At 71.8% G+C, this 26179-nt stretch carries 17 protein-coding genes; 8 read left to right on the top strand and 9 right to left on the bottom strand.

Translation table 11 applies throughout. The features are described from left to right. Nucleotides 1-35: 35 nt before the first annotated feature. Together ACVHNB_RS07385 and ACVHNB_RS07380 are read right to left on the bottom strand one after the other, a co-directional pair. Nucleotides 36-455, bottom strand: coding sequence for a VOC family protein (locus ACVHNB_RS07385; protein ID WP_456227652.1), 420 nt, complete (start codon nucleotides 453-455; stop codon nucleotides 36-38). Next, entirely contained in the window at nucleotides 452-1321 is an 870-nt protein-coding gene (locus ACVHNB_RS07380) for a helix-turn-helix domain-containing protein (protein ID WP_428952205.1), read from the bottom strand. Before ACVHNB_RS07380 ends, ACVHNB_RS07385 begins: the two co-directional genes overlap by 4 nt. A 145-nt stretch (nucleotides 1322-1466) precedes the next feature. On the opposite strand from ACVHNB_RS07380, the gene ACVHNB_RS07375 reads away from it, so the two are divergent. Beyond that, on the top strand, nucleotides 1467-2582 hold the full coding sequence (locus tag ACVHNB_RS07375; RefSeq protein WP_456227651.1) for a haloacid dehalogenase-like hydrolase: 1116 nt from the start codon (nucleotides 1467-1469) through the stop codon (nucleotides 2580-2582). On the opposite strand, the gene ACVHNB_RS07370 is transcribed toward ACVHNB_RS07375, so the two are convergent. The 4 genes from ACVHNB_RS07370 to ACVHNB_RS07355 are packed head-to-tail and all read right to left on the bottom strand — an operon-like array spanning nucleotide 2579 to nucleotide 6242. Beyond that, nucleotides 2579-3220 (bottom strand): response regulator, encoded by a 642-nt coding sequence (locus tag ACVHNB_RS07370; RefSeq protein ID WP_428952207.1) that lies wholly within the window; start codon nucleotides 3218-3220, stop codon nucleotides 2579-2581. The genes ACVHNB_RS07375 and ACVHNB_RS07370 overlap by 4 nt on opposite strands. Next, a complete protein-coding gene (locus ACVHNB_RS07365; protein WP_456227650.1) occupies nucleotides 3213-4505 on the bottom strand; it encodes a sensor histidine kinase in 1293 nt (430 codons plus the stop codon). The genes ACVHNB_RS07370 and ACVHNB_RS07365 overlap by 8 nt, the downstream gene beginning before the upstream one ends. Before the next feature lie 37 nt (nucleotides 4506-4542). Continuing rightward, nucleotides 4543-5325 carry an ABC transporter permease gene (locus tag ACVHNB_RS07360; protein WP_428952209.1) on the bottom strand — a complete coding sequence of 261 codons (783 nt, stop codon included), beginning with the start codon at nucleotides 5323-5325 and terminating at the stop codon, nucleotides 4543-4545. Next, a complete protein-coding gene (locus ACVHNB_RS07355; RefSeq protein ID WP_428952210.1) occupies nucleotides 5322-6242 on the bottom strand; it encodes an ABC transporter ATP-binding protein in 921 nt (306 codons plus the stop codon). The genes ACVHNB_RS07360 and ACVHNB_RS07355 overlap by 4 nt, the downstream gene beginning before the upstream one ends. Before the next feature lie 162 nt (nucleotides 6243-6404). On the opposite strand from ACVHNB_RS07355, the gene ACVHNB_RS07350 reads away from it, so the two are divergent. The 5 genes from ACVHNB_RS07350 to ACVHNB_RS07330 all read left to right on the top strand — a co-directional run bounded on the left by ACVHNB_RS07350 (nucleotide 6405) and on the right by ACVHNB_RS07330 (nucleotide 18054). Continuing rightward, the gene (locus ACVHNB_RS07350; RefSeq protein WP_428952211.1) at nucleotides 6405-8261 is read left to right on the top strand and encodes an ABC transporter ATP-binding protein; all 1857 of its coding nucleotides are present in this window, start codon (nucleotides 6405-6407) and stop codon (nucleotides 8259-8261) included. Continuing rightward, complete coding sequence (locus tag ACVHNB_RS07345) at nucleotides 8258-10141, top strand: ABC transporter ATP-binding protein (RefSeq protein WP_456227649.1); 1884 nt, start codon at nucleotides 8258-8260, stop codon at nucleotides 10139-10141. The genes ACVHNB_RS07350 and ACVHNB_RS07345 overlap by 4 nt, the downstream gene beginning before the upstream one ends. 603 nt (nucleotides 10142-10744) lie before the next feature. After that, entirely contained in the window at nucleotides 10745-12823 is a 2079-nt protein-coding gene (locus tag ACVHNB_RS07340; RefSeq protein WP_428952213.1) for a M4 family metallopeptidase, read from the top strand. A 269-nt stretch (nucleotides 12824-13092) separates the two neighbouring features. Then, on the top strand, nucleotides 13093-14658 hold the full coding sequence (locus ACVHNB_RS07335; RefSeq protein ID WP_428952214.1) for a M4 family metallopeptidase: 1566 nt from the start codon (nucleotides 13093-13095) through the stop codon (nucleotides 14656-14658). Nucleotides 14659-14775: 117 nt separating this feature from the next. Then, nucleotides 14776-18054 carry an NACHT domain-containing protein gene (locus ACVHNB_RS07330; protein ID WP_428952215.1) on the top strand — a complete coding sequence of 1093 codons (3279 nt, stop codon included), beginning with the start codon at nucleotides 14776-14778 and terminating at the stop codon, nucleotides 18052-18054. Between the two features lie 18 nt (nucleotides 18055-18072). On the opposite strand, the gene ACVHNB_RS07325 is transcribed toward ACVHNB_RS07330, so the two are convergent. From ACVHNB_RS07325 to ACVHNB_RS07315, 3 genes are all read right to left on the bottom strand, one after another. Further along, nucleotides 18073-20691, bottom strand: a complete 2619-nt coding sequence (locus ACVHNB_RS07325) for a glycosyltransferase family 1 protein (protein WP_428952216.1) — start codon at nucleotides 20689-20691, stop codon at nucleotides 18073-18075. Between the two features lie 390 nt (nucleotides 20692-21081). Next, nucleotides 21082-21609: a hypothetical protein gene (locus ACVHNB_RS07320; RefSeq protein ID WP_428952217.1), complete on the bottom strand. Its 528-nt coding sequence runs from the start codon at nucleotides 21607-21609 to the stop codon at nucleotides 21082-21084. 107 nt (nucleotides 21610-21716) lie between these two features. Next, entirely contained in the window at nucleotides 21717-22289 is a 573-nt protein-coding gene (locus ACVHNB_RS07315) for a maltokinase N-terminal cap-like domain-containing protein (protein WP_428952218.1), read from the bottom strand. A 268-nt stretch (nucleotides 22290-22557) separates the two neighbouring features. Here ACVHNB_RS07315 and ACVHNB_RS07310 point away from each other — a divergent pair, with 268 nt between their 5' ends. Then, a complete protein-coding gene (locus ACVHNB_RS07310; RefSeq protein ID WP_428952219.1) occupies nucleotides 22558-23775 on the top strand; it encodes a S8 family peptidase in 1218 nt (405 codons plus the stop codon). Nucleotides 23776-23981: 206 nt separating this feature from the next. Then, nucleotides 23982-26165: a maltotransferase domain-containing protein gene (locus tag ACVHNB_RS07305; protein WP_456227648.1), complete on the top strand. Its 2184-nt coding sequence runs from the start codon at nucleotides 23982-23984 to the stop codon at nucleotides 26163-26165. Nucleotides 26166-26179: the final 14 nt, after the last annotated feature.

Below are 26179 nucleotides of genomic sequence, written 5' to 3'. Positions count from 1 at the left end.
CCCTGAAAGGCACACTCCGTGCGCCTCCAAGGCGGTCAGGCCCGGGGCTCACCCCGGTACGTGCCGAAGGACCACTTGTTGCCCTCAGGGTCGAGGATGGCGAACTCACGGCTTCCGTACGGCTGGTCCTCGATCTCGCGGAGGATCTTGACGCCCGCGTCGACGAGCCGGGCGTACAGCTCGTCGACCTGGGCGGTGACGACGTACGCGCCGAACGTGCCCGGCTTCAGGCACCAGGTGCCAGGATCGGCGTCGGGCTTGTGGGAGCCCATCATGATGCCGCCGCCCTCGGGCCAGTCGAGCTGGGCGTGGGCGACGCGGTCGCCGTCCTCGTAGACGGCCGTGCGCAGGAAGCCGACGGTGTTCACGAGGAAGTCGATCAGGGCGTGGGCGTCCTCGGCCTGGAGGGAGGGCCAGATCGCCGGTTCGCGCGGGGTGTTCTCGTGGGCGTTCATGACGTCGATTCTTCGCCGTTGAGGTGGCCGCCGGCTTGGATGTTCCGGCACTCCTCCGAGATCCACCCGGTCGGACTCAGCCCCGTGTACCGGTGAAACGCCCTTACCAGGTGGGAGTGGTCGCAGTAGCCGTGCTCGGCGGCGACCCGGGACAGGTCCGGCGGGGCGCCGGCCGCGACGGCACGCACCACGGCGGCCTTCGCGTGCCCGAAGCGCATGAGGCGGGCGGCCTGCCCGGGGCTCAGGCCGGTCTCGGCGCGGAAGAGGGTGGTCAGGCGGCGCTCGCTCAGGGCGACGTGCGCCGCGAGGCCGGGCAGGGTGCCCGCGCCGCGGTGCCGGGCGAGCCAGGTCCAGGCCTCGACGACCTCGGGCCGTACGCCCGCGAACGGGTCGCCGGCCCGCTCTGTCAGGTAGCCGGACAGCCGGGCGAACCGTGCGCGCCAGTCGGCGGATTCGGCCAGTTCCTCGCGGACCCGGGCGGCGGAGGGCCCCAGGACGTCCGTCCCGTCGACGACCACGTGCCCGGTCAGTTCCGCGCTCGGCACGCCGAGGACAGCGCGGGCCGCCAGCGGGTGCACGGCGAGCTGGACGCCGGCCTCGTGCGCGGGCTGCGCGATGAACGCCGGACGCTGGTGCAGGCCGCCCACGACGATGTCGGTGCGGTGCGCGTCCGCGCCGGTGGCCTGCTCGGGGGTCCCGCCGCTGACGACGGGACCGTCGAGGGAGAAGATCACCGTGAGGTACGGGGAGGGCAGGCCACGGTGGAGCGCGGGGCGCATGCCCTGCGTGCGGTAGCCGACCGCCGAGACGATCGGCCCGCCGGGCCGTGGCGTGGCCCGGACGAATTCGCGGGAGCCGGGGCTCATGCCTTCCAGTATGCGGCGCCGGGGCGGAGCTCGCCGGGCGGTCTCACGGGGCTTGCCGCTACCCGTGTCCGTCAGGTGCATGCCCGTCACGCGCGGTGACTTCGATCATGGCGCGGGGACCGGGGCCGCCCTACCGTGGCCCGCCGTGAACCTCGCCAAGAGAGACTCCCTGCGCAAGAAGCCCTTCCTGTTCGGTGCCGTGGGCGTCGCGGTCGCCGCCGCTGTCGCCACGACCGTGCTGTGGCCGGGCGCCGACGCGACCGCGGCGGCAGGCCGTGACGACGCCGCCGTGCGGAGCGTGGCCGCCGAGCTGAAGCACTGGCCGCGGCCGGAGGCCACCCGGCTCGCCCGGGTGATCGCGGCGCACGCGGACCAGGGCGCGTACGCCACCTTCGACGCGGACAACACGACGTACCGCAACGACCTCGAAGAGTCGCTGCTGCCGTTCCTGGAGACGAAGGGCGTCCTGACGCGGGACACGATGGACCCGTCGCTGAAGGTGATCCCCTTCAAGGACACGGCCGCGCACAAGGAGACGCTGACCGAGTACTACGACCGGCTGTGCGAGGTCGACGACCAGGTCTGCTACCCGTGGGCCGCGCAGATCTTCTCCGGGTTCACGCTGAAGCAGCTCAAGGGGTACGTCGACGAGCTGCTGGCCTACGACAAGCCGCTGCCGGGCGGCGCGGAGCCGCCGGAGTTCTCCGAGGGGATGCGCGAGCTGTACCACGCGCTGCGCTCGCACGGCATCGAGGTGTACGTGGTGAGCGCCGCGAGCGAGGACCTCGTACGGATGGTGCTGGCCGATCCGAAGTACGGCTACGACGTGAAGCCGGAGAACGTCATCGGTGTCGCCGCGCTCCTGAAGGACCGCAAGACGGGTGACGTGACGAGCTCCCGCAAGGAGATCGCCGCCGGTACGTTCGACCAGAAGGCCCTGGAGAAGCGCGAGTTGACGCCGACGCTGTGGGCCCCGGCGACCTGGTACGAGGGCAAGCCCGCGGCCATCAGCACGTACGTCGACGCGTGGCGGAAGCCGGTTCTCGCCGCCGGGGACACGCCGAAGAGCGACGGTCCGATGCTGTTCCGGTCGGTGGACGTGGCGCACGGCGGGGTCCGCGTGTGGGTCAATCGCAAGGACAGCTACATGAAGGAGCTGGACGCCATGAAGGCGGACGGCGTGAAGCGGCAGAAGGAGCTGGGCCAGAAAGTCACCGCCGACAAGCGGTGGGTGACGGTCACACCGGACCAGATCGGCTAGCCGAGGATCTTGCGGTCGTACGCGACCGCGACCGCCGCCGCCCGGTCCTTCACGCCCAACTTGGCGTAGATGTGCGTGAGATGGGTCTTCACCGTCGCCTCGCTGATGAACAGCTCGCGCGCGATCTCCTTGTTCGAGGTGCCCCTGGACACCAGGAGCAGGACCTCGCGCTCGCGCGAGGAGAGTGTCTCGTCGGCGGGGGCGGTGGGCGTCCGCACGGCGGTGACCAGGCGCGAGGCGACCGCCGGGGAGAGCACGGAGCGGCCCTCGGCGGCACCGCGGACCGCGGTGAACAGCTCCTCGCGCGGGGCGTCCTTGAGCAGATAGCCGGTGGCGCCCGCCTCGATCGCGGGCAGGGTGTCGGAGTCCGTGTCGTACGTGGTGAGCACGAGGACGTGGGCGCGGGCCCGGCGCCGGGTCAGCTCCCGGATGGCGTCGACGCCGCCACCGCCCGGCATGCGCAGGTCCATCAGGACGACGTCCGGGTCGAGTTCGGCGACGCGGGCGACGGCCTCGACCCCGTTCGCGGCCTCGCCGAGCACCTGGAATCCGGCGGCGGAGTCGAACATGCCGCGCAGGCCGTCGCGGACCACGGGGTGGTCGTCGACGATCAGGAGCGTGATCACTGGGTCAGTCATGGCGCACCAACGGTACGCGAGCCGAGATCGCCGTGCCGCCGCCCGGCTCCGCCTCGACCGTCAGGTCGCCCGCGATGCGCTCGGCCCGGGCCCGCATGCCGTCGAGGCCGAAGCCGCCGCTGCCGGTGCGGGCGGTGCGATGGGACACGGTGAGCGGGTCGAAGCCGATGCCGTCGTCGCGGACGTCCAGGGTGACCTCGCCGGCCATGAAGGACAGGGTGACGCCGAGACGGGTGGCGCGGGCGTGCCGGGCCGCGTTCGACAGGGCCTCCTCGACGATGCGCAGCAGGGTCGCCTCGATCTCGTCGTGCAGTGGCTCGGCGGCGCCGGTGAGGGTGAACTCGGCGCGTACCCCGGTGCGGTCGGCCCAGTCGGCGACCGTCTTCTTGAGCGCCTCGGGCAGAGAGGCGTCGGCCAGCGCCGCCGGGGAGAGGTTGTGCACGGAGCGGCGGGCCTCGCCGAGGCTGTGCCGGGCGAGGCCGGACGCGCGGTCGAGGTGCTCGCGGGCGGCCTCCGGGGTGGGGGCGTTGGCGACGACCTGGAGCTGGGCGATGATCCCGGTCAGGCCCTGGGCGATGGTGTCGTGGATCTCGGCGGCCAGCCGGCGGCGTTCGTCGGCGACGCCCGCTTCCCGCGCCTGGACCAGGAGTTGGGTGTGCAGCTGGGCGTTCTCGTCGAGGGCCTGCTGGAGCGCGGTGTTCGTGCGTTCCAGCTCGGCGATCGTCTCGGCCTGGATCAGGGCCCGCTCGTTCTCCTTGGCGTTGAGGTGCCCCATGATCGCGGCGAGGGTCAGGTTGACGGCGAGGAGCCCGCCGAACACGGCCCAGGCGACGGCGCCCTGCGGCGGCAGCCCGCCGGACTGGGCTCCGGCCACGATGACGACCGCGGCGAACACGCCCGGCCGGACCATCCGGCGCGGCACCAGCCGCTCGACGTCGAAGTAGGCGGCGGCCGCGTAGAACGAGAAGAACGGATTGGTCAGGGCGAGGACGAACGCGAGCGCCCAGCGGATCCAGAAGTACGCGACGCTGACCGGCGTCCGGCCGGGCCTGGTGCGCATCGCCCGGTACCACCACAGCTGGAGGGCCAGGGCGGCGAGCGACAGCGGCACGCAGACGAAGAAGTCGAGGCGGTTCATGCCGACGACGTCGGCCGTCGCGGCGGACAGGACGACGGAGACGCCGAGCAGGCCCAGGGGCCCGTAGCGGTGGAAGCTGGCCCAGCGCTCCTCCACGCTCATGGCCGCGGCGGCAGCGGCGCTGTCCGGTCCCGTTCCCGTCGTCATGCGTCCAGTCTGCACGGCCGCGGCCTCGCTCATCGGGTCACTCCCAGCGGAACCAGCGCGCGGCGGCGCCGGACAGCAGGACGGCCCACGCGGCGAGCACGCCCAGGTGGATCCAGGACGGCCAGTGTCCGGCGGCGGCCTCGTTCAGGGCCTGCGCGGCGGCGCCGAACGGGGTGGCCTGCACGATGTCGGCGAGGACGCGCGGCATCGACTGCACCGGCAGCCACACCCCGGCGCAGAACATGCTGGGGAAGAACACGGAGGAGCCGATGGCGCTCGCGAGCTTCTGGGTGCGGGCGCGGGCGGCGACCAGCGCGCCGAGCGACAGGGCGACGACGACGGACAGGACGAGCGCGAGGAGATAGCCGAAGGCCTGCTCGGGCAGGGCGACGTCGAAGGCGAGCCGTCCGATGGCGAGCGAGAGCAGCGACGAGGCGAGGGCCGCGGCGCCGTGGATGGCCATCTGCGCGCCGAGCAGGGCGGACGGCCGTACCGGCGTCGTCGACATGCGGCGCAGGACGCCGTGCTCCCGGTATCCGGCGAGGACCGGCGCCATGGCCTGCAGGCCCGCGACGATGAGCGGGAGCAGCACGGTGATCGGCACGTAGGCGTCGATCAGGCGCAGCCCGCCGGGGCCCGAGTCGGGCTCCCGGAACGCCGGGACGGAGCCGAGGATCACCAGGAGGAGCGGCGGGAAGGCCATGACGCCGAAGAGGGCTCCGGGGTCCCGCAGGAAGAGGCGGATCTCGGCCTTCAGGACGGCGGTGTCGGCGGCGGGCCGGCGCCGCGGGGTGGCTGGGGTGGCGGTGGCGGTGCTCATGACTGGCCGGCTCCCGTCAGGTCGAGGAACGCGTCGTCCAACGTGGCGTCGGCGACGCGGAGTTGGTGGGCGGTGATGCGGTGCCGGGCGAGCAGCGTGAGCACGGCGTCGACGGTCTCGTCACTGCCGGTGAGGGTCACCCGGCCGTCCTTGTGCTCGACGGAGGCCAGTTGGGGCAGGGCCGTCAGCTCGCGGTCGTCGAGCGGCGCGGACGGGGTGAAGGAGATGACGGTCGCCCCGGCGGCCTGGCGGATCAGCCCGTCGGGGGTGTCGAGGGCGGCGATCCTTCCGCGGTCGATGACGGCGATGCGGTCGCACAGCCGCTGCGCCTCTTCCATGAAGTGCGTGACGAGCAGGACGGTGACTCCGCTGTCCCGTACGTCCTCGATGAGCTGCCAGGTGTCGCGGCGGGCGCGTGGGTCGAGTCCGGTGGTCAATTCGTCGAGGACGACGACGCGCGGGTTGCCGACGAGGGCGAGCGCGATGAACAGGCGCTGTTTCTGGCCTCCGCTGAGCCCCGCGAACCGCGTGCCGAGCTTCTCGTCGAGCCGCAGCCGCTCGGCCAGCGGCCGCCAGTCGAGCGGGTCCGGGTAGAAGGCCGAGTACAGCTCCAGGGCCTCCTTGACGGTCAGTTTCGGCTGGATCTCGCTCTCCTGGAGCTGGGCGCCGAGGATGCGGGTGACCTGGTCGTGGTCGCGTACGGGGTCGAGGCCCGCGACCCGCACCCGCCCCTCGTCGGGGACGCGCAGGCCCTCGACGCACTCGACGGTGGTGGTCTTGCCCGCTCCGTTCGGCCCGAGGATCCCGAAGATCTCGCCCTCCTCGACGGCGAACGAGATCCCGTCGACGACGGCCCGCCCGGCGTACGCCTTGCGCAGCCCGGCGACCTCGATGAGTGGTGCGGCGGTGGTGGTCATGGCACCAGCGTCGCCGGACGGGGGCGGCCGGGGCATCGGCCATCGCGCTCGAAGGGGGATCAACCGATCGGTTGATGAGGGGTACGACCTCGGACGCCGGCGGCCGGACGCCGTCCGAAACCCGGTGGGCGATGTCAGTGCCGAACCGTAGTCTCACCCCTGATGGCGACTGATGATGCAGCTACCACGGACCCCGGCCGGATCGACCCACCGTCCCAACTCGCGGCGCCTGTACCGCAGTCGGCGGTACGGACCCTGCTGCGGCTGTGGCCCTACGTACGGCCGGTGCGGGCCCGGTGGGCGGGCGCCGCCGTGGTGGCCGTGCTCGCGTCGTGTCTGGGGCTCGTGTTCCCGCTGGTGCTGAAGTGGATCGTGGACGGGCCGGTCACGGACCGTGATCCGGGCGGGGTGTGGCTCGGGGCCGGGGTGCTGCTCGCGCTCGGCGTCGCGGAGGCGCTGCTGTTCGGGCTGCGGCGCTGGCTCGTGGCGCGGCCGCTCGCGGGGGTGGAGGCGGCGATGCGGGCCGATCTGTACCGGCATCTGCAGCGGCTGCCGGTGTCGTTCCACGACCGGTGGGCCTCGGGCCAGCTGCTGTCGCGCGGCACGACGGACCTGATGGTCGTGCGGATGTTCCTCGCCTTCCCGCTGACGTTCCTGATCGTGAACGGGGTGACGATCGCCGCCGGGCTCGCCCTGCTCGTCGTGCAGGACTGGGGGCTCGGCCTGGTCCTGCTCGCGCCGGCCGTGCCGCTGATCGTGGTCTGTTACCGGTTCGAGCACGGGTACGCGCAGGCGTCCCGCCGCGCCCAGGACCAGGTCGGCGATCTGACGACCGTCGTCGAGGAGTCGGTGCTCGGCATCCGGATCATCAAGGGGTTCGGGCGGCACCGCAGCCAGGCCCGCGCCTTCCGTGACCTGTCCCGTACGCTGCGCGGCACCGAGCTGGCCAAGGCGCGGCTGCTCGCCGGCATCCTCGCGGTGATCACGCTGCTGCCGGAGGCGGCCCTCGGCGCGGCCCTCGTCATCGGCACGGTCCAGGTCGCGGACGGCGCGCTGTCGGCGGGCACGCTGGTGGCGTTCCTGTCGACGGCGCTCGCGCTGCGCTGGCCCATCGAGTCCATCGGCTTCCTGCTGGCGATGAGCCAGGAGGCGGCGACGGCGACCCGGCGGTACTTCGAGGTGATGGACGCCGCGGAGGAGGATCCACGCGTGCGCCCGCAGGCCGATGCCGACGGCACGGACGGCGGACTCCGCTTCGACGGCGTGGAGTTCCGCTACCCGGACGCCGCCGAGGACTCCGAGCCGACGCTGCGCCGCATCGATCTGCACATCCGGTCCGGCGAGACGATGGCCCTGGTCGGCGCGACCGGCAGCGGCAAGACGACGCTGACCGCGCTCGTGCCCCGGCTGTACGACGTCACGGCGGGGCGCATCACGCTCGACGGGCGGGACATCACCGCCGTCCCGCGCGAGGAGCTGCGCACGCTGGTGTCGATGGCGTTCGAGGAGCCGACCCTGTTCTCCGCGTCGGTCGCCGAGAACGTGCTGATGGGCGCGCCGGACAGCACGCCGGAGCAGTTGGAGCGGGCGCTCGGGGTGGCGCAGGCCGACTTCGTGCGGCGGCTTCCGGGTGGCGTCGGCACGGAGGTCGGTGAGCAGGGGCTGAGCCTGTCGGGCGGCCAGCGGCAGCGCCTCGCGCTGGCCCGCTCCGTCGTGGGCGGGCCGCGCTTCCTGATCCTGGACGACCCGCTGTCCGCGCTCGACGTGCACACGGAGGCCGCGGTGGAGGCGGCGCTGCGCCGGGTCCTCGCGGACAGCACCGCACTCGTCGTCGCGCACCGCCCGTCCACGGTGCTGCTCGCCGACCGGGTCGCCCTGCTCTCGCAGGGGCGCGTCACGGCGGTGGGCACCCACCACGAACTGCTGCGCACGAACGCGGAGTACCGGCATCTGATGTCGGGGGACACGGCGGACACGGCGGACACGGCAGGCGACACGGGGAAGGCGGCGCGGGCATGACGACCACCACGAACACGGACATGACCACGGAGCCCGAGGAGGACGAGGAGGTCCGGCTCCCCTCCCCCGGCGGCCCCGGCGGCCCCGGCGACCCGTTCGACCAGGACGACCTGCCCACGTCGAGCGGCGCGACGGGCGTGCTGCTGCGCTCGCTGCTCGCGCCGCACCGGCGCACGGCCTGGCTCACCGTCCTCGCCCTGCTGCTGCAGCAGGCGGCGGTGCAGTCCGGACCGCTGATCGTCGCGTACGCCATCGACAGCGCGGTGCCCGCGTTCCGGACGCACGACTACGGTCCGCTGGTCGCGGTCGGCGTCGGTTTCCTGCTCACCGCGTGCTGCTCGGCCGCCTTCCAGTACGCGTACGTCCAACTGTCCGCCCGCGTCAGCCAGAACGTGCTGCTCGATCTGCGCGGCCGGATCTTCCGGCACGCGCAGGCGCTCAGCGTCGACTTCCACGACCGGTACACCTCGGGCCGGGTCATCTCGCGGGCCACGACGGACGTCGAGTCGCTGCGCGAGCTGCTCTCCGAGGGCCTGCAGGAACTGGTCAACGTCATCCTCGCCTCGCTCTACATCACGGCGATGCTGCTCTGGCTGGACCTGGGCATCGGCGCGGTCGCGGCGCTGTCCTTCGTGCCGCTGTACTTCCTGATCCGGCTGTACCGGCGGCGGGCCGCGCAGGCGTACGGGGAGCGGTCGTCGGCGATCGCGGCGGTCATCGTGAAGTTCGTCGAGACGATGAACGGGATCCGGCCGGTGCGGGCGTTCCGCCGGGAGCGGGCGAACGACGAGCACTTCGGCGTGCTGAACCACCGGCACGAGCGGGCCAACGGCACCGCCATGCTGGAGATGGCGCGCTATGTCGTCGCCTCCCGCCTGATCGCGAACACGGCGGTGGCGGGCATGGTGCTGTGGGGCGCGTACCGGGTGGCGGGCGGCACCCTGGCGCTGGGCGTGCTGGCGGCCGCGGTGCTCTTCGTCCGCCGGCTCTACGACCCGATCGACCGGCTCGCGATGTTCCTCAACTCGTACGAGTCCGCGGCCGCGTCCCTGAAGAAGATCGCGGGCCTGCTGGAGCAGACGCCGTCGGTGCCGGAGCCGGGCACGCCGCGCCCGCTGCCCGCGCTCGCCGACGAACGGCCGGGCCGCGAGGTCGCGTTCGACGACGTCTCCTTCGGCTACCGCACGGGCGGCGAGGTGCTGCCCCGCTTCGACCTCACCCTGCCCGCCGGACAGACGGTCGCCGTGGTCGGCTCCACCGGTGCGGGCAAGTCCACGCTGGCCAAGCTGCTCGCCCGCTTCTACGACCCCTCGCACGGGCGGGTCCTGCTCGACGGCGTCGACCTGCGCGAGCTGTCCAACGCGGAGCTGCGGCGCGGGGTGGTGATGGTGACGCAGGAGGCGTTCCTGTTCTCCGGGACCGTCGCCGAGAACATCGCGATCGGGCGGCCGGAGGCGAGCCGCGAGGAGATCGTGCGCGCGGCGAAGGCGATCGGCGCGCACGACTTCATCACCGCGCTGCCCGACGGCTACGACACGGATGTGCGCAAGCGCGGCGGCCGGATCTCCGCGGGGCAGCGGCAGTTGGTGGCATTCGCCCGGGCACTGCTCGCGGACCCGGCGGTGCTGATCCTCGACGAGGCGACGAGCTCCCTCGACATCCCCGGGGAGCGGGCGGTGCAGCGGGCGATGCTCACGGTGCTGCGCGGCCGCACGGCCGTGGTGATCGCGCACCGCCTGTCCACGGTGGAGATCGCGGACCGGGTCCTGGTGATGGAGCACGGCAGGGTGGTCGAGGACGGCTCCCCGGCGGAACTCATCGCGGGCACGGGCTCCTTCGCGGACCTGCACCGGGCCTGGCGCGAAAGCCTGGTGTCCTGACCCCGCCCGCCTCCGCGACCTCAAGCAAATCCAGCCCCTCCGGCGCTTGAGGAGCGGGGCCCGGGGCAGAGCCCCGCAACCTCAACACACACCCAGCCGCTCGACACGCGAGGCCCACAACAGAGCCCCGCGGCCTCAACACCAGCACGGGGGACGAAAAGCAGCCACGGCCGAGCAAGGCCCCCCACCCACCCCACCGCTCCCACATGCACACCCCACCCCCGCCCACCAGCCGGACCCCACCATTCCGGACACCCGGCAAGACTCCTCACCACGACGTACCGCGAGGTAGACGCCCCACACCCCCACCCTCCGGACCACTCCCACCCCACCCACCCCCACCCCGCATATCGAACATGGCCCCCCGCGCACCGAACCATTTCTGGCCAACCTGTTGGCGCGCTCCTGACAGACGGCGCTCTCTGCTGCCACTCTTCCCAACGGCCGCCGCACAGCTGCCCCACAGCACCGAAGCGCGCGGCCACCGCACCTTCTCCATGCGTCAAACCCGCACTGCCTGCACTGCGTTCTGCCCGCACGGCCACCCGCCGTCCGGTCCCCACTGGCCGCGCAACCACCGCGGCCACGCAGAAGGAGTCAGCGTTGAGAAGCACCTCCACCTCCCACAGACGCCGGGCCACTGCCGCCGCGGCCGTCGGAGCCGTCACCGCCCTGCTCGCCGTCGCGTTCCAGTCGGGCCCGGCCACCGCGGCCGACGCCCGGGACGCGAGTCCGGCGGCACAGGCCACCGCGAACGCCACGCGCGGTGCCGACCCGGGCGCCCTGCCCGTGAAGCTCTCCCCCTCCAAGCGCGCCGAACTGCTGCGCTCGGCGAACTCCACGAAGGCGAAGGCCGACACCGCGAAGGACCTGGGCCTCGGTGCCAAGGAGAAGCTCGTCGTCCGTGACGTGCTGCAGGACCGCGACGGCACCACCCACACCCGCTACGAGCGCACCTACGACGGACTCCCGGTCCTCGGCGGCGACCTGATCGTCGACACCGCCAAGTCCGGTGCCGAGCAGGGTGTCACGAAGGCGTCGAAGGCCCAGCTCAAGGGCGTGGACACGACGGCCGACGTCAAGCCGGCCGTCGCCGAGACGCAGGCGCTGAAGCTCGCGAAGGCCGACGGTTCGAAGAAGACCGAGGCGTCCCGCGCGCCGCGCAAGGTCGTGTGGCTGGGGCAGGGTGCGGCCAAGGGGCAGCCCACGCTCGCGTACGAGACCGTGGTCGGCGGTCTCCAGGAGGACGGCACGCCGAACGAGCTGCACGTCATCACGGACGCGGCCACCGGCAACAAGCTGCACGAGTGGCAGGCCATCGAGACCGGCACCGGCAACACCCAGTACAGCGGGACCGTGACGCTCGGCACCGCGCAGTCCGGATCGTCGTACACCCTCAATGACACCGGGCGCGGCGGCCACAAGACGTACAACCTCAACCGCGGCACGTCGGGCACCGGCACCCTCTACTCGGGCACCGACGACACCTGGGGCAACGGCCAGGCCTCCAACACCGAGACGGCCGCGGCCGACGCCCACTACGGCGCCGCGCTGACCTGGGACTACTACAAGAACGTGCAGGGCCGCACCGGTATCCGCGGCGACGGCGTCGGCGCGTACTCCCGGGTCCACTACGGCAACGCGTACGTGAACGCGTTCTGGGACGACAGCTGCTTCTGCATGACGTACGGCGACGGCAGCGGCAACACCAAGCCGCTCACCTCGATCGACGTGGCCGCGCACGAGATGACGCACGGCGTCACCTCGAACACCGCGGGCCTCAACTACAGCGGTGAGTCCGGCGGTCTGAACGAGGCGACCTCCGACATCTTCGCGGCGGCCGTCGAGTTCTACGCGGGCAACACCTCCGACCCGGGCGACTACCTCGTCGGCGAGAAGATCAACATCAACGGCAACGGCACCCCGCTGCGCTACATGGACAAGCCGAGCAAGGACGGCGCGTCCAAGGACGCCTGGTACTCCGGTATCGGCTCGATCGACGTGCACTACTCGTCGGGCCCGGCCAACCACTTCTTCTACCTGCTCAGCGAGGGCAGCGGCGCGAAGGTCGTCAACGGGACGAGCTACGACTCGCCGACCTCCGACGGCCTGCCCGTCACCGGCATCGGCCGCGACAAGGCCGCGCTGATCTGGTTCAAGGCGCTGACCACGAAGTTCACGTCGACCACCAACTACGCGGGGGCGCGCACCGGTGCGCTCGCGGCGGCCGGTGAGCTGTACGGGACGACGTCCACCGAGTACAAGGCGGTGCAGGACGCGTTCGCCGCGATCAACGTCGGCGCCCGCTCCGGCGGCGGCGACCCGGGCACCGGCAAGACGTTCACGAACGACGCCAACGTCAACATCCCGGACTCCCCCGGCGCGGCGGTCACCTCGTCCGTGACGGTCTCCGGCATCACCGGCAAGGCGCCGTCCACCCTGAAGGTCGGCGTCGACATCGTGCACACGTGGAGCGGTGACCTCCAGGTCGACCTGGTCGGCCCGAGCGGGAAGGCGTACCGGCTGCACTCGTCGGTGTACGACCCGACCCCCAACATCCAGACCACGTACACGGTCAACGCCTCCACGGAGACGGCCAACGGCGTCTGGAAGCTGAAGGTCCAGGACCTCGGCGCGCAGGACACGGGCTACATCAACAGCTTCAAGCTGACGTTCCCGTAACCGTCCCGCCCCAGCTGGGCGCGTCGCTCCGGTGGTTCGACTCCCCGGGGCGGCGCGCCCGTTCACGTGCCGGCCCGTTCATGTTCCGTTCGCAATACGTGCGTCAGTTTTCGCTCAACGGACGAATTCCGGCCAACCTGCGATCGCGTACATGACACAGCCGGTCCTCAACTGTCAAAGTTTTCCCGCAGTGTTCGCACCGCAAGCATCATCCGCACCACCCGCACGGCAAAGCTCACTCCCCCCACATCACTCAAGGAGCTTTCTTCGTGACTCCCCACATATCCCGTCGCACGACCCTGTCCATCGCCACGGCCGTCGCCGCCGGCGCTCTGCTGACCACCGCGCTGACCACCACCGGCGCCTCCGCCCAGCCCTCCGCGCCCGCGGCCACCCCACTGGCCCTCAGCGCATCGGCCCGGGCGGACCTGATCCAGGACGCGAGCGCGAAGACCGCCGCCACGGCGAAGGAGCTGAAGCTCGACTCGAAGGAGAAGCTGGTCGTCCGTGACGTGGTCAAGGACCGCGACGGCACCACGCACACCCGCTACGAGCGCACCTACGACGGCCTGCCCGTCCTCGGCGGCGACCTCGTCGTGCACGAGTCGAAGTCCGGCAAGCGCGAAGGCGTCACCAAGGCCACGTCGAAGTCGATCGACGTCGCGACCGGCGGCGCCTCCCTCAAGGCGGCCCCGTCCGGCGCCCGCAAGATCGTCTGGGCGGCCACCGGCACGCCCAGACTCGCGTACGAGAAGGTCGTGAAGTCCACCAAGAAGGACGGCACGCCGAGCCGGCTGCACGTCGTCACGGACGCCGCGACCGGCAAGAAGATCACCCAGTTCGACGAGATCAAGACCGGCACCGGCGAGTCCGAGTACAGCGGCAGCGTCGAGATCGGCACGACCCAGTCGGGCTCGTCGTACGCGCTGACCGACGGCACCCGCGGCGGCCACTCCACGTACGACCTCAAGAACGGCTCGTCCGGCAAGGGCACGCTGTTCACCGACGCCGACGACAAGTGGGGCGACGGCACGGTCAACGACCCGGCGACCGCCGGTGTCGACGCCGCCTACGGCGCCCAGGAGACCTGGGACTTCTACAAGGAAGTCTTCGGCCGCAGCGGCATCAACGGCGACGGCAAGGGCGCCTACTCCCGCGTCCACTACGGCAACGCGTACGTCAACGCGTTCTGGGACGACAGCTGCTTCTGCATGACGTACGGCGACGGCGAGGGCAACAAGAACCCGCTCACCGCCCTCGACGTGGCCGCGCACGAGATGAGCCACGGCGTCACGGCGGCCACCGCCGGCCTGATCTACAGCGGTGAGTCCGGCGGCCTGAACGAGGCGACCTCGGACATCTTCGGCACCTCGGTCGAGTTCTACGCGAACAACAGCGAGGACGCCGGTGACTACCTCATCGGCGAGAAGATCGACATCAACGGCGACGGCTCCCCGCTGCGCTACATGGACAAGCCGAGCAAGGACGGCGCCTCGCTCGACGCGTGGAAGACCGGCGCGGGCAACGTCGACGTGCACTACTCGTCCGGCATCGCGAACCACTTCTTCTACCTGCTCAGCGAGGGCAGCGGCAAGAAGACGATCAACGGCGTCGACTACGACTCGCCGACCTCGGACGGCTCGACGGTCACCGGGATCGGCCGCGACAAGGCCGAGCAGATCTGGTTCAAGGCGCTGACGACGTACTTCACGTCGAGCACCAACTACGCGGCGGCGCGCACCGGCACGCTGAGCGCGGCGAAGGACCTGTACGGCGCGGACTCCGCCGAGTACAAGGCCGTGGACGCGGCCTGGGCGGGCGTGAACGTCAAGTAGCCGATCACCGAGCCTGATCCGAGGGGCGCACGGGAGCCGACTCCCGTGCGCCCCTGATTCTGTCCTGTTGGGCGCATCCGCAGCCCCAACGTCCCCTGTCTGCCCGATAATTGACGGATGACTGCGGATGCGGACCGCCAAGAGACGGCGTCCAAGGCGGAATTGCTGCCCAGACTCGGCTGGCTCGCCGCTCTCCTCGTACCGCCTTCCGCGCTGACCGGGTTCTTCCACGATCTGGTCCGCGAGCACTACGTGGTGGCCGCCGTGCTCTTCCTCGGGTACGCGGTGGTCCTCACCGCGGGCCGGTTCGCGGGCGGATTCGCCCGGGATCTCGTGGCGATGCGCCGCCGGCGCTGGCTGGACAGCGCCGACAGCGCCCTCAGCCGCCGGATGAGCTCCTTCGGGCGCGTCTACACGCAGTTCCTGGCGCAGAGCCTGCGCGTCATGGAGCAGAAGGGACTCGCGACCATCGGGCACTACGCGCCCGAGCTCGACGACGTCTACGTCAACGTGAGCCTCGCCTACCGGGCCCCGGGACAGATCCCCGAGGACGTGCTCACCGACCACCCCACGGACGAGCGCCGCTCGATCACCGACTTCCTCGACGGCGAACAGGGCCAGGTCCTCGCCGTCGTCGGCGCTCCCGGCACCGGCAAGACGACGCTCCTGCGGCACACGGCCCGCCGCGCCTGCCTGGCCAGGGAGCGGCGGACCCGTGGCGTTCCCGTGCTGCTGTACCTGCGCAGCGTCGCCGACGATCTCGTGGCGAACGAACGGCTCCCGCTGGCCGACGTGATCCGGTCGGGCCTCGGGCGGTACGCGCAGGAGGAACCGCCGGGCTGGTTCGAGGAACGGCTGGAGGCCGGGGACTGCCTCGTCCTGCTGGACGGCCTCGACGAGGTCGCGGATCTGCTGGACCGCCGCATCGTCGTCAACTGGGTCGAGCGGCAGATCAAGGAGTACCCCGGCAACGACTACGTCATCACGTCCCGGCCCCGCGGCTATCTGAGCGCCCCGGTGGAAGGCGCGACGGTCCTGCAGACCCGGCAGTTCACCGACGAGCAGATGGCCAGGTTCATCCACAGCTGGTACCTGGCGGTCGAACGGCACGCGAGCCCCGAGGGCGCGGAGGACACCACGTCACGGGCGGAGGACCAGGCCGGGGACCTGCTGACCCGGCTGCGGGCCAACCCCGACCTCTACGACCTGACGGTGAACCCGCTGCTCCTCACCATGATCGCCAATGTGCACCGCTACCGGGGCGCGCTGCCCGGCAGCCGGGCCGATCTGTACCGGGAGATCTGCCAGGTGATGCTGTGGCGCCGGCACGACGCCAAACAGCTCGTGGTGCAGCCGCGCGGCGCGCAGAAGGAGACGGTCCTGCGGGAGCTGGCGTTCAAGATGATGACCGCGCGCACCGCCACCCACAGCCGCAGTCAGTGCGAAGAGGCCCTGCGCCAGGTCCTGCCGCGCGTCTCCGCACAGCTCACCGCGGAGGCCTTCCTCGACGACGTCAGTTCGAACGGTCTGCTGGTGGAGCGCGAGAAGGGCCTGTACGGCTTCGCTCACCTCACCATCCAGGAGTACCTCGCCGCCGAACACGTACGGGAGAAGGGACTCGTCGAGACACTGGTCGACGCCGTGGAGGACGACTGGTGGCGGGAGTGCACCCTGCTGTACGCGGCCGGAGCCGATGTCGGTCCGGTGGTGGAGGCGGGTCTGCGCGCGGGCAGCGTGTCGGCCCTCGCCCTGGCCTTCGAGTGCGCCGAGGAGGGCAACGAGCTGGACCCGGAGCTGCGGGCCCGCCTGGAGCGGCTGCTGGACGCGCCCGCCGACGCCCGGTTCGACGACGAGCACCGCAAGCTGGTCGACGGCGTCTTCCTGCTGCGACGGCTGCGCGGCACCAAGCGGACCGGCGACGGAGGACGGCTGTGCGCCCCGGTCGACGCCCACACCTACGCCCGCTTCCTGCGCGACCGCGGCGGCTGGGACGGAGCGGCACGCCCCGACTGCGCCGACGTTCCCGCCGATCACGAAGTGGTGACCGGCGTGCGCTGGCGCGACGCCCGCGCGTTCGTGGACTGGGTGAACGAGACGGTGGGCGGACCGGCCCGGTTCCGGCTGCCGCACACGGCGGAGATGGACCCGCAGCAGGTGTACGACGTCTGGACGGCGGAGCCGCCGGACGGCCTCGGCCGCGATCCGCTGTGGGTCGGGGCCGCCCGCCTCGACCCGCGCCGGGTGACGACCGCCGAACTCCAGGCCCGGGTCGGCAAGGACGTCTCCGGGCCGTCGCTGGCCCTGAGCCTGCGGACGGCGGTGCTGGTCATGCGGGTGCGGCGCGCGGTCAAGCTCGTGGTGCGGCTGACCACGGACACCGACCAGCCGCTCCGTGCCCAGTGGGCGCACCTAGAACAGACGCTGAGCACGCTGCACCGGCAGAGCCTCGCCCTCGACCCGGACTTCGGTCTGGGCGTCACCGACGATCTCGCGGCGGTCGACGCCGTGGCCCGGCACGCCCGTCAGCTGCACCTCGACGACTGCAACCGGTTCATCACGCTCCTGGAGGAGGATGTCCTGCGTGAACTCGGTTCCCTGCCCAGGAGGTTGACCGAGGGAAGGAACGACGAGGCGGCCCGTTCGCTGAGCGGCGTCTGGCAGCGGGTCCAGGTGACGGTGCAGGAGCTGTCGGCTCCGGGCTCCGACCAGCGGCGCCGCCAGCGACGCCCGCACCTGGACCTCGTGGAGACGGCACTCGCCGGGGACCTCGCCAGCGCGGCCACCAGTCGCTCCGACGGCGACCGCTTCAGGGCGGCCGCCCGACGCTCCGACGGCGACCGCGCCGCGACGGCCCCTCGCCCCGACGCGGCGACGAAACGGATCCTGGCCCTGCGCAAGGACGTGTACGCACTCGACGTGGGCGGATCCCTGTCACTGGCGGCGTCGCGGTACTCCGCCCGGCTGCATCACACACCGTCGGACAAGCGGGACACGGTGGCCTTCGAACTCCCCCTCGGGTCCCCGCGGGAGTGGATCGCCGAGCCCCATCAGGCGGCCCGGCGGATCGGCCCGTTGGCGCACCGCCTGGTGGAGACCGTCCGTGGCGACGCCGCGGCACACCGCTTTCTCGCCGAACAGGCCCGCGCCGTCGACGAGCACGCCGTCTCGCTGCTGCGCCGCGGGCACCGCCCCGACGCCCGGACGTTCCGGCGGGCCCGGCTCGCCCTCGCGATCCTCGCCGCCGAAGCGGAGCGCCCCTCGGACCGCGGCGGCCCCGGGGACGAGGCGTCGGCCACGGAGTTCCGCTTCGCCGCCGCGTCACTGGCCTGGCTGGAGGACCGCTACGACAGGGCGCGCCCGGCCTCGGAGAGCATCGTGCTCCTCGCCCTCGACTGACCGTGCGCGCCCGCGGGGTCACCGCATCAGCACCCCGGCCCCCTCCCCGAGCGTCTCCGAGGGCTCCGTGACCAGGCCCGCCTCGGCCGCCGACGCCAGCAGCCGGTGGGTGGGCAGGATGCGGACCGTGTAGCCGTAGGGGCCGGTGCGGTCCAGGGCGAGGGGGCCCTCGTAGGACCAGCGGCCCTCCTCGTCGGGGCCCGAGACCGACTTCAGCGGGACCGTGGTGGCCTCCGCGATGCTGTCCTCGGCGTCGACCCGGCCCGCCACCGCCTGTACCTCCACGTCGTCGGGGACCAGGTCGCCGAGGGCCACCCGGACGTGCAGGGACAGTGTCGCGCCGAGTTCCGCCGTGGCCGTCGACGCCTCGACGTGGTCGACCGCGACGCGGGTCCAGGCCGTACGGACCCGGGACTTCCAGGCCGCCAGCTCCCGTGCCGTGTCCGGGGTGAGCGCCCGGTCGGAGCGGGCCGCGGGGGCGTACAGCTTCTCGACGTACTCCCGGACCATCCGGCCGGCCAGGACCTTCGGGCCGAGGTGCGTGAGCGTCTGGCGGACCATGTCGATCCAGCGGTCGGGCAGCCCGTCGGGGCCGTGCTCGTAGAAGCGCGGGGTCACCCGGCGTTCCAGGAGGTCGTAGAGCGCGGCCGCCTCCAGGTCGTCGCGGCGGTGCTCGTCGGTGGCGGTGCCGTCGGCCGTGGGGATCGCCCAGCCGAAGTCCGGCTCGAACCACTCGTCCCACCAGCCGTCCAGGACCGACAGGTTGAGGCAGCCGTTCAGGGCGGCCTTCATGCCGGACGTGCCGCACGCCTCCAGCGGCCTGAGCGGGTTGTTGAGCCAGATGTCGCAGCCGGGGTAGAGCTTCTGCGCCATCGCCATGCCGTAGTCGGGCAGGAACACGATGCGGTGGCGCACGCGCGGGTCGTCGGTGAAGCGGACCAGTTCCTGGACGAGGCGCTTGCCGCCGTCGTCGGCCGGGTGGGCCTTGCCCGCGACGACGATCTGCACCGGCCGCTCCTCGTCGAGCAGCAGCCGCATCAGCCGGTCCGGGTCGCGCAGCATCAGCGTGAGCCGCTTGTACGAGGGGACGCGGCGGGCGAAGCCGATCGTCAGGACGTCCGGGTCCAGCACCCCGTCGATCCAGCCGAGTTCGGCGGCTCCGGCGCCGCGCTGCCGCCAGGACGCGGTGAGCCGTGCGCGCACCTCGTCGACCAGCTGGCCGCGCAGCTCCCGGCGCAGGTCCCAGATGTCCCGGTCGGGGATCTCGCCGACGGCGTCCCAGCGGTCCGAGCCGCCGACCGACAGGGCGTCCTCGGTGCGCCGCTCGCCGATCTGGCGGGCGCCGAGCCGGAAGACCTCGGGCGCGACCCAGGTCGGGGCGTGCACCCCGTTCGTGACGGAGGTGATCGGCACCTCCTCGGGGTCGAAGCCCGGCCACAGCCCGGAGAACATCTCCCGGCTGACCGCGCCGTGCAGCGTGGAGACGCCGTTCGCGCGCTGGGCGAGCCGGAGCCCCATCACCGCCATGTTGAAGACGTTCGGGTCGCCGCCCGGGTACGTCTCCATGCCAAGGCCGAGGATCCGCTCCACGTCCAGCGCGGGGAGTTCGGCGGCGGATCCGAAGTGCCGGGCGACGAGTTCGCGGTCGAAGCGGTCGATACCGGCCGGGACGGGGGTGTGCGTGGTGAAGACCGTGCCGGCCCGGACCGCTTCGAGCGCCGCGTCGAAGTCCAGCCCCTCGGCGACCAGTTCGGCGATGCGCTCCACGCCGAGGAGTCCCGCGTGGCCCTCGTTCGTGTGGAAGACCTCGGGGGCGGGGTGGCCGGTGAGGCGACAGTACGTGCGCACGGCCCGTACGCCGCCGATGCCGAGCAGCATCTCCTGGAGCAGCCGGTGCTCGCTGCCGCCCCCGTACAGCCGGTCGGTCACCTCGCGTTCGTGGACGTCGTTCTCCTCGACGTCCGAGTCCAGCATCAGCAGGGGTACGCGGCCGACCTGCGCCACCCAGACGCGGGCGAGCAGCCGGCGCTCGCCGGACAGCGCGATCGCGAGGTGTGCGGGCGTGCCGTCGGGCTCGCGCAACAGGGTCAGCGGCAGTTCGTTCGGGTCGATGACGGGATACGTCTCCTGCTGCCAGCCGTCCCGGGACAGTGACTGGCGGAAGTAGCCGTGCCGGTAGAGCAGGCCCACGCCGATGAGCGGGGCGCCGAGGTCGCTGGCGGCCTTGAGGTGGTCGCCGGCGAGGATGCCGAGGCCGCCGGAGTACTGCGGCAGGGCGGCCGTGATGCCGAACTCCGGCGAGAAGTAGGCGATGGCGGACGGGAGTTCGGCCTGTTGCGCGTGTGTCTGGTACCAGCGGTCGTCCTGGAGGTAGCCGCGCAGATCGTCGGCGACCTCGCTGAGGGTGGCCAGAAACCCTTCGTCCCCGGCGAGTTCGGCGAGCCGGGACGGGGCCACGCTGCCCAGCAGACGCATCGGGTCGCCGTCGCAGCCGGCCCAGCGCTCCGGGTCGACGGCGGCGAACAGGTCACGGGTGGCGGTATGCCACGACCAGCGCAGATTGCGGGCCAGTTCATGGAGCGGGGCGAGCGGTTCGGGCAGGACCGGGCGGACGGTGAAACGACGGATGGCCTTCACAGTTCCCCTTTCGCGCGTGCAGCGGGGGCGTCGGCGGTCGGTCGGGGGGAGCGCGGCCGGGTGCTCCGCTGCGGGACGCACCACGTCGCGCGTCCCGGACGTCATCCACGACGTTAGTGCGCGGCGGCCCCGTGGGCCACGGCGCATGGAGCCACCCGCGGCGCGACCTCCTGGAACGCCGACAGAACACGCGTGGGGAGCAGGTGACTTGGAGGAACGCATGATGCCGGGGCAGCTGCGGGAGCCGTCCCCGAGAGCGGCGGGACCGTACGTGACACTGGCCCGAACGTGTCGCGCCCGGCGGCGAGTTCGCCGCGTCCCGACTCGGCGAGGGCACGGCTCGCGCGCTGTCCGCCGTGCACGCGGCGGGCGCCCCGCACCGCGATCAGGTCAGGCGACCGCCCCGCCCGTGCCGCGCGCCCCGCCGATGTAGTCGGTGAGCCCGGCGTCGTCGTACACGGAGATGTCGACGCCCGCGCCCTCGGGGATGTCGAAGTCCTTGACGACGCGGTCCGCGACGGCGTCCGTGCCGGGCGCCACGTACGTGCCGAGGTTGTGGGTGGTGCCGCCCGAGGTGTACGAGATCCGGACGTGGAACGTGTCGCCGTCGTTCTTGGTGTCGTAGACCCGGAGCTTCTCGTCGTTCGGGTGGAACTCCACCTTGCCGACGAACGAACCGCCCTGGTTCAGCTCCAGTTTGACCGCGTACCCGCCCGCGTCCTTCCCGAAGTACGTGCCGTCGAACGGGTCGTCGAGCGTGCCGCCGCTGCACGGGCAGGACCCCGTGTCGCGGTAGTAGGCACTGACCGTCGGGTTCGGGCTGTAGGCCGTCGCCGGGGCGGCGGCCGTACCGATCAGGGCCCCCGTCGCCAGGGCAGCCCCCGTGAACAGCCTCGCGAGCCGTCGTGTCGCGCTCATCCGTACCTCTCCCCCGCTCGGGAAACACGCCGCCCGGCGGTCACCGGAGGCCCGTCCACGATGGCAGATCACTTCGGCACGGACCACCCCGCAACGCCCGGAACAGCTCAGTCCGCCCGAACCGTCACGAACACCCCACGCACCACGCTCCCGTCCGCGCGCCGCCACTCGGCGCCGACCTCGCCCGGCGCGTCGGGCACCGAGCTGCCCGGCTCCAGCACGCGGACGATCTGCGGCCGCGACGCGGCGGCTCCGTCGAGCCGTACGCGCACCGCCGGGTCGAGCGCGCCGTCGACGCTCTGCGCGTGCGCCGGCACCTCGCCCCGCAGAAGCGCCGCCAACTGGCCGACGAGCAGCGGGTCCCGGGCGCCGTCGTACACCCACCGCTCGCCGAGCACGCCGTGCACGAGGGTGCCGATGAGCGCGTCCTCGGCCGCGTCCGGCAGCGGGGCGCCGCGGTAGGTCATCGGCACGTGGTACGTCACCGGGCGCGCGCCGGATTCGTCGGTGACGGCCATGAACTCCATCCCGACCTCGCCGTCCGGGTCGTCGAGCCGGAATCCGCCGGCCTTGGTCAGCTCCGGGCTGCCGGAACCCTCGAACCAGGACTGCTTCGGCAGCCAGTCGGTGAGGAGTTCGAGCTTGGTGGGCCGGAGGGTGGTGCGGTGAATGATCGACATGCGCTCAGGCTCGCACGCCCGAGCAAGGCCCCGCCGCTTCTTCTGCCGCCCTCTCTTTCCCGTCGGCGGGCGACGGGAGAGATGGGGCGGCCCCGGATCGGCACCTCGAACGGCCGGAAGTCGCCGCAACCCTCATGCCTCCGCCACGACTCGACCACGGGCGATATGGCCGATTCCGCCCCCTCGTGCATCCTTGTGGCACTTCACACCGCACGAGAGGCTGCCAACTGGCGCTTGAATGCGTCGAGTTGAGGAGGGGAACTCACACATGGCAGTGACCGTGCCAGTGACACGGAAGCGGCGGACGCGCTGGACCGGCGGGCTCATCGCCATCGCCACGGCCGCGGTGGTTTCGGCCATCACACTGCCCGCACACGCCGCCCCCGCGCAGGGGCGGATATTCGGGGCCGGTGACCCCGGCGCCGTGACGGGCAGCTACATCGTGACACTGAAGGGGGGAACCAGCGCTCCGTCCAAGGCCGGCAAGGACCTCGCCGACAGGTACGGGGCGAAAATACGCCACACCTACAGCAAGGCGCTCAATGGGTACGCGGTGAAGGTCAACGAGGCGCGGGCCGGACAGCTCGCGGCCGATCCGAGCGTGGCCTCGGTCGTACAGGACACGAAGGTCGCCAACGACCACACCCAGAAGAACCCGCCCTCGTGGGGCCTGGACCGCGTCGACCAGAACGATCTGCCGCTCGACACGTCGTACACCTGGCCGGAGTCGGCGGGGGCCGGCACGACCGTGTACGTGATCGACACGGGCGTCCGCATCAGTCACCGGGACTTCGGCGGACGGGCGTCCTACGGCTGGGACTTCGTGGACGACGACGCCACCGCGCAGGACGGCAACGGGCACGGCACGCACGTGGCCGGAACCGTCGCGGGCGCGAGCTACGGGGTCGCGAAGAAGGCTAACGTGGTCGCCGTGCGAGTGCTCGACGACGAGGGGTCGGGGACCACGGCCCAGGTCATCGCGGGCATCGACTGGGTGACCAAGCACGCGAAGAAACCCGCAGTGGCCAACATGAGCCTGGGCGGGTACGCCAATGCCCAGCTCGACGCAGCGGTACGCAACTCCATTGCTTCCGGGGTCACTTACACCGTGGCCGCGGGCAACGACGGTCTCCCGGCGAGCCTGTACTCCCCGGCTCGGGTCCAGGAGGCCGTCACGGTCGGCGCGACCGACCAGCAGGACGCACGTGCAAGTTTCTCCAACTGGGGTACTCGAGTCGACCTGTTCGCACCCGGGGTGGACATCACGTCCGCGTCGTACGCCAGTGACACCGGGAAGGCCACCTTCTCCGGTACGTCGATGGCCACGCCGCACGCCGCGGGCGCGGCCGCGCTCTATCTCGCCGACCATCCGGGGGCCACGCCCGCGGAGGTGGGCAAGGCACTGGCCGACCGGACCGCATCGGACCGGGTGACCGGTGCCGGACTCGGCTCACCGAACAAGCTGCTCCAGGTCAACACCCCCTAGGCGAAAGGTGAGTTCATGAGCCGGTCCCGTCTCCTCGAGCGGGACCGGTCTTGTGTGTGCTCTTACGCGCGAGTAGTTAACAAAGCACCGGATTGCCCGCCCGAAGAGCGTGGAAGGCTCCCCCGGTACGCCTTTCGGCACCACTGCACGGCCCTCTCCCCGAATGTCGTCTCCGCAACCCCCGAGCCCCGCGGACAGGAGCGGTCATGCCCGCACAACGCCCGTCATCGACGTCCTCCGGCAAGTCGTCCGGCAAGTCATCAGCCCCCGCGGCCGCGTCATCGGCGCAGCGCACCCGCACGAACGGGGCAGCCCCGGGCAAGTCGAAGAAAGCCGCCGCGAAGAAAACCGCCTCGAAGAAAACCGCCGCGCCGAAGAAGCCGGCCCCCGCCAAGGTCCCGTCGCCGCCGGCGGAAGTCACCATCGGCCGTATCCCCGTCCGCGACGTCCGTCCGGTCGTCGACCGCGGCCGCCGCCCGGCCAAGGCGGTCGTCGGCGAGACGTTCCAGGTCACGGCCACCGTCTTCCGCGAGGGCCACGACGCCGTCGCGGCGAACGTGGTACTGCGCGGCCCCGACGGGACGCCCGGCCCCTGGACCCCGATGCGCGAACTCGCCCCGGGCACCGACCGCTGGGGCGCCGAGGTCACCCCCGACGCGACCGGGGCGTGGACCTTCGCCGTGGAGGCGTGGGGCGACCCGGTCACGACCTGGCGGCACGCCGCCGGGATCAAGATCCCCGCGGGGATCGACACGGAACTGGTCCTGGAGGACGGCGCGTTGTTGTACGAACGCGCCGTACCGGACCTTCCCAAACCGCTGCGCGAAACGGTTCTGCAGGCCGTTGCCGCGCTCCGCGACACGACCCGCCCGGCCGCCGCCCGGCTCGCCGCCGCGCTCGCGCCGGACGTCGACGCGGTCCTCTCCCGCCATCCGCTGCGCGAGCCGGTCTCCTCCTCCGAGGAGCTGCCGCTGCTGGTGGAGCGCGAGCGGGCGCTGTACGGGGCGTGGTACGAGTTCTTCCCCCGCTCGGAGGGCGCCGTGGTGGAAGCGGGCGCGCCGCCGGTGAGCGGCACGTTCGCCACCGCCGCGGGCCGGCTGCCGGCCATCGCCGCGATGGGTTTCGACGTGGTCTATCTGCCGCCGGTCCATCCCATCGGCACGACGTACCGCAAGGGCCCGGACAACAGTCTCTCGCCCGGCCCGCACGACGTCGGTGTGCCGTGGGCCATCGGCTCCCCGGAGGGCGGTCACGACGCGATCCACCCGGACCTCGGCACGATCGAGGACTTCGACCGGTTCGTGGCGGCCGCGCGCGACGCGGGCCTGGAGATCGCCCTCGACTTCGCGCTGCAGTGCTCGCCGGACCATCCCTGGGTGGAGAAGCACCCGGAGTGGTTCCACCACCGCTCCGACGGCACCATCGCCTACGCCGAGAACCCGCCGAAGAAGTACCAGGACATCTATCCCATCGCCTTCGACCAGGACATGCCGGGGCTGATCGCGGAGACCACCCGCGTCCTGCGCCACTGGATGGCGCACGGCGTACGCATCTTCCGCGTCGACAACCCGCACACGAAGCCGGTCGTCTTCTGGGAGCAGGTCATCGCGGACATCAACCGTACCGACCCCGACGTGATCTTCCTGGCCGAGGCGTTCACCCGTCCGGCGATGATGCGCACCCTCGCCGAGATCGGCTTCCAGCAGTCGTACACGTACTTCACCTGGCGCAACTCGAAGTCCGAACTCACGGAGTACGTACAGGAGTTGGCCGGGGAGTCGGCCGCCGTCATGCGACCGAACTTCTTCGTGAACACCCCGGACATCCTGCACGAGTTCCTGCAGCACGGCGGCCGCCCCGCCTTCGAGCTCCGCGCGGTGCTCGCCGCGACCCTCTCGCCGACCTGGGGCGTCTACAGCGGATACGAACTCTGCGAAAACGCACCGCTACGACCCGGTAGCGAGGAGTATCTGCACTCCGAGAAGTACCAACTGCGGCCTCGGGACTGGGAGTCGGCTGCCCGCGAAGGGCGCACGATCGCCCCGCTCCTGACCGCGCTCAACGACATCCGCCGCCGTAGCCCCGCCCTGCGCGGACTACGTCAGGTGCACTTCCATCACGCCGACAAGGACGAGGTGATCGTGTACTCGAAACAGAGTGGCTCGAACACGGTTGTGGTGGTCGTGAACCTCGACCCGCACCACACCCAGGAGGCGACCGTCTCGTTGGACATGCCGCAACTGGGGCTCGGCTGGCACGAGTCCACCCCGGTGCGCGACGAGCTCACCGGCGACATCCATCACTGGGGCAGGACGAACTACGTACGGCTCGAACCGGGCCGCGCACCCGCGCACATCCTCACCGTCCTGCGACCGTCCACGCCGCGATGAATTCTCTGGAAAAG

The sequence above is a fragment of the Streptomyces sp. YJ-C3 genome, assembly GCF_053891275.1.
The sequence above is the reverse complement of the archived record's forward strand: the minus strand, read 5'-3'. Positions and strand labels throughout refer to the sequence as shown.

Bases quoted from the DNA above. Each gene is read 5' to 3' on its own strand.
- ACVHNB_RS07315 (WP_428952218.1), bottom strand. From the start codon at position 22,289: ATGTCGATCATTCACCGCACCACCCTCCGGCCCACCAAGCTCGAACTC.
- ACVHNB_RS07360 (WP_428952209.1), bottom strand. From the start codon at position 5,325: ATGAGCACCGCCACCGCCACCCCAGCCACCCCGCGGCGCCGGCCCGCC.
- ACVHNB_RS07350 (WP_428952211.1), top strand. From the start codon at position 6,405: ATGGCGACTGATGATGCAGCTACCACGGACCCCGGCCGGATCGACCCA.
- ACVHNB_RS07370 (WP_428952207.1), bottom strand. From the start codon at position 3,220: ATGACTGACCCAGTGATCACGCTCCTGATCGTCGACGACCACCCCGTG.
- ACVHNB_RS07320 (WP_428952217.1), bottom strand. From the start codon at position 21,609: ATGAGCGCGACACGACGGCTCGCGAGGCTGTTCACGGGGGCTGCCCTG.
- ACVHNB_RS07345 (WP_456227649.1), top strand. From the start codon at position 8,258: ATGACGACCACCACGAACACGGACATGACCACGGAGCCCGAGGAGGAC.
- ACVHNB_RS07330 (WP_428952215.1), top strand. From the start codon at position 14,776: ATGACTGCGGATGCGGACCGCCAAGAGACGGCGTCCAAGGCGGAATTG.
- ACVHNB_RS07305 (WP_456227648.1), top strand. From the start codon at position 23,982: ATGCCCGCACAACGCCCGTCATCGACGTCCTCCGGCAAGTCGTCCGGC.
- ACVHNB_RS07310 (WP_428952219.1), top strand. From the start codon at position 22,558: ATGGCAGTGACCGTGCCAGTGACACGGAAGCGGCGGACGCGCTGGACC.
- ACVHNB_RS07355 (WP_428952210.1), bottom strand. From the start codon at position 6,242: ATGACCACCACCGCCGCACCACTCATCGAGGTCGCCGGGCTGCGCAAG.
- ACVHNB_RS07380 (WP_428952205.1), bottom strand. From the start codon at position 1,321: ATGAGCCCCGGCTCCCGCGAATTCGTCCGGGCCACGCCACGGCCCGGC.
- ACVHNB_RS07385 (WP_456227652.1), bottom strand. From the start codon at position 455: ATGAACGCCCACGAGAACACCCCGCGCGAACCGGCGATCTGGCCCTCC.
- ACVHNB_RS07365 (WP_456227650.1), bottom strand. From the start codon at position 4,505: ATGACGACGGGAACGGGACCGGACAGCGCCGCTGCCGCCGCGGCCATG.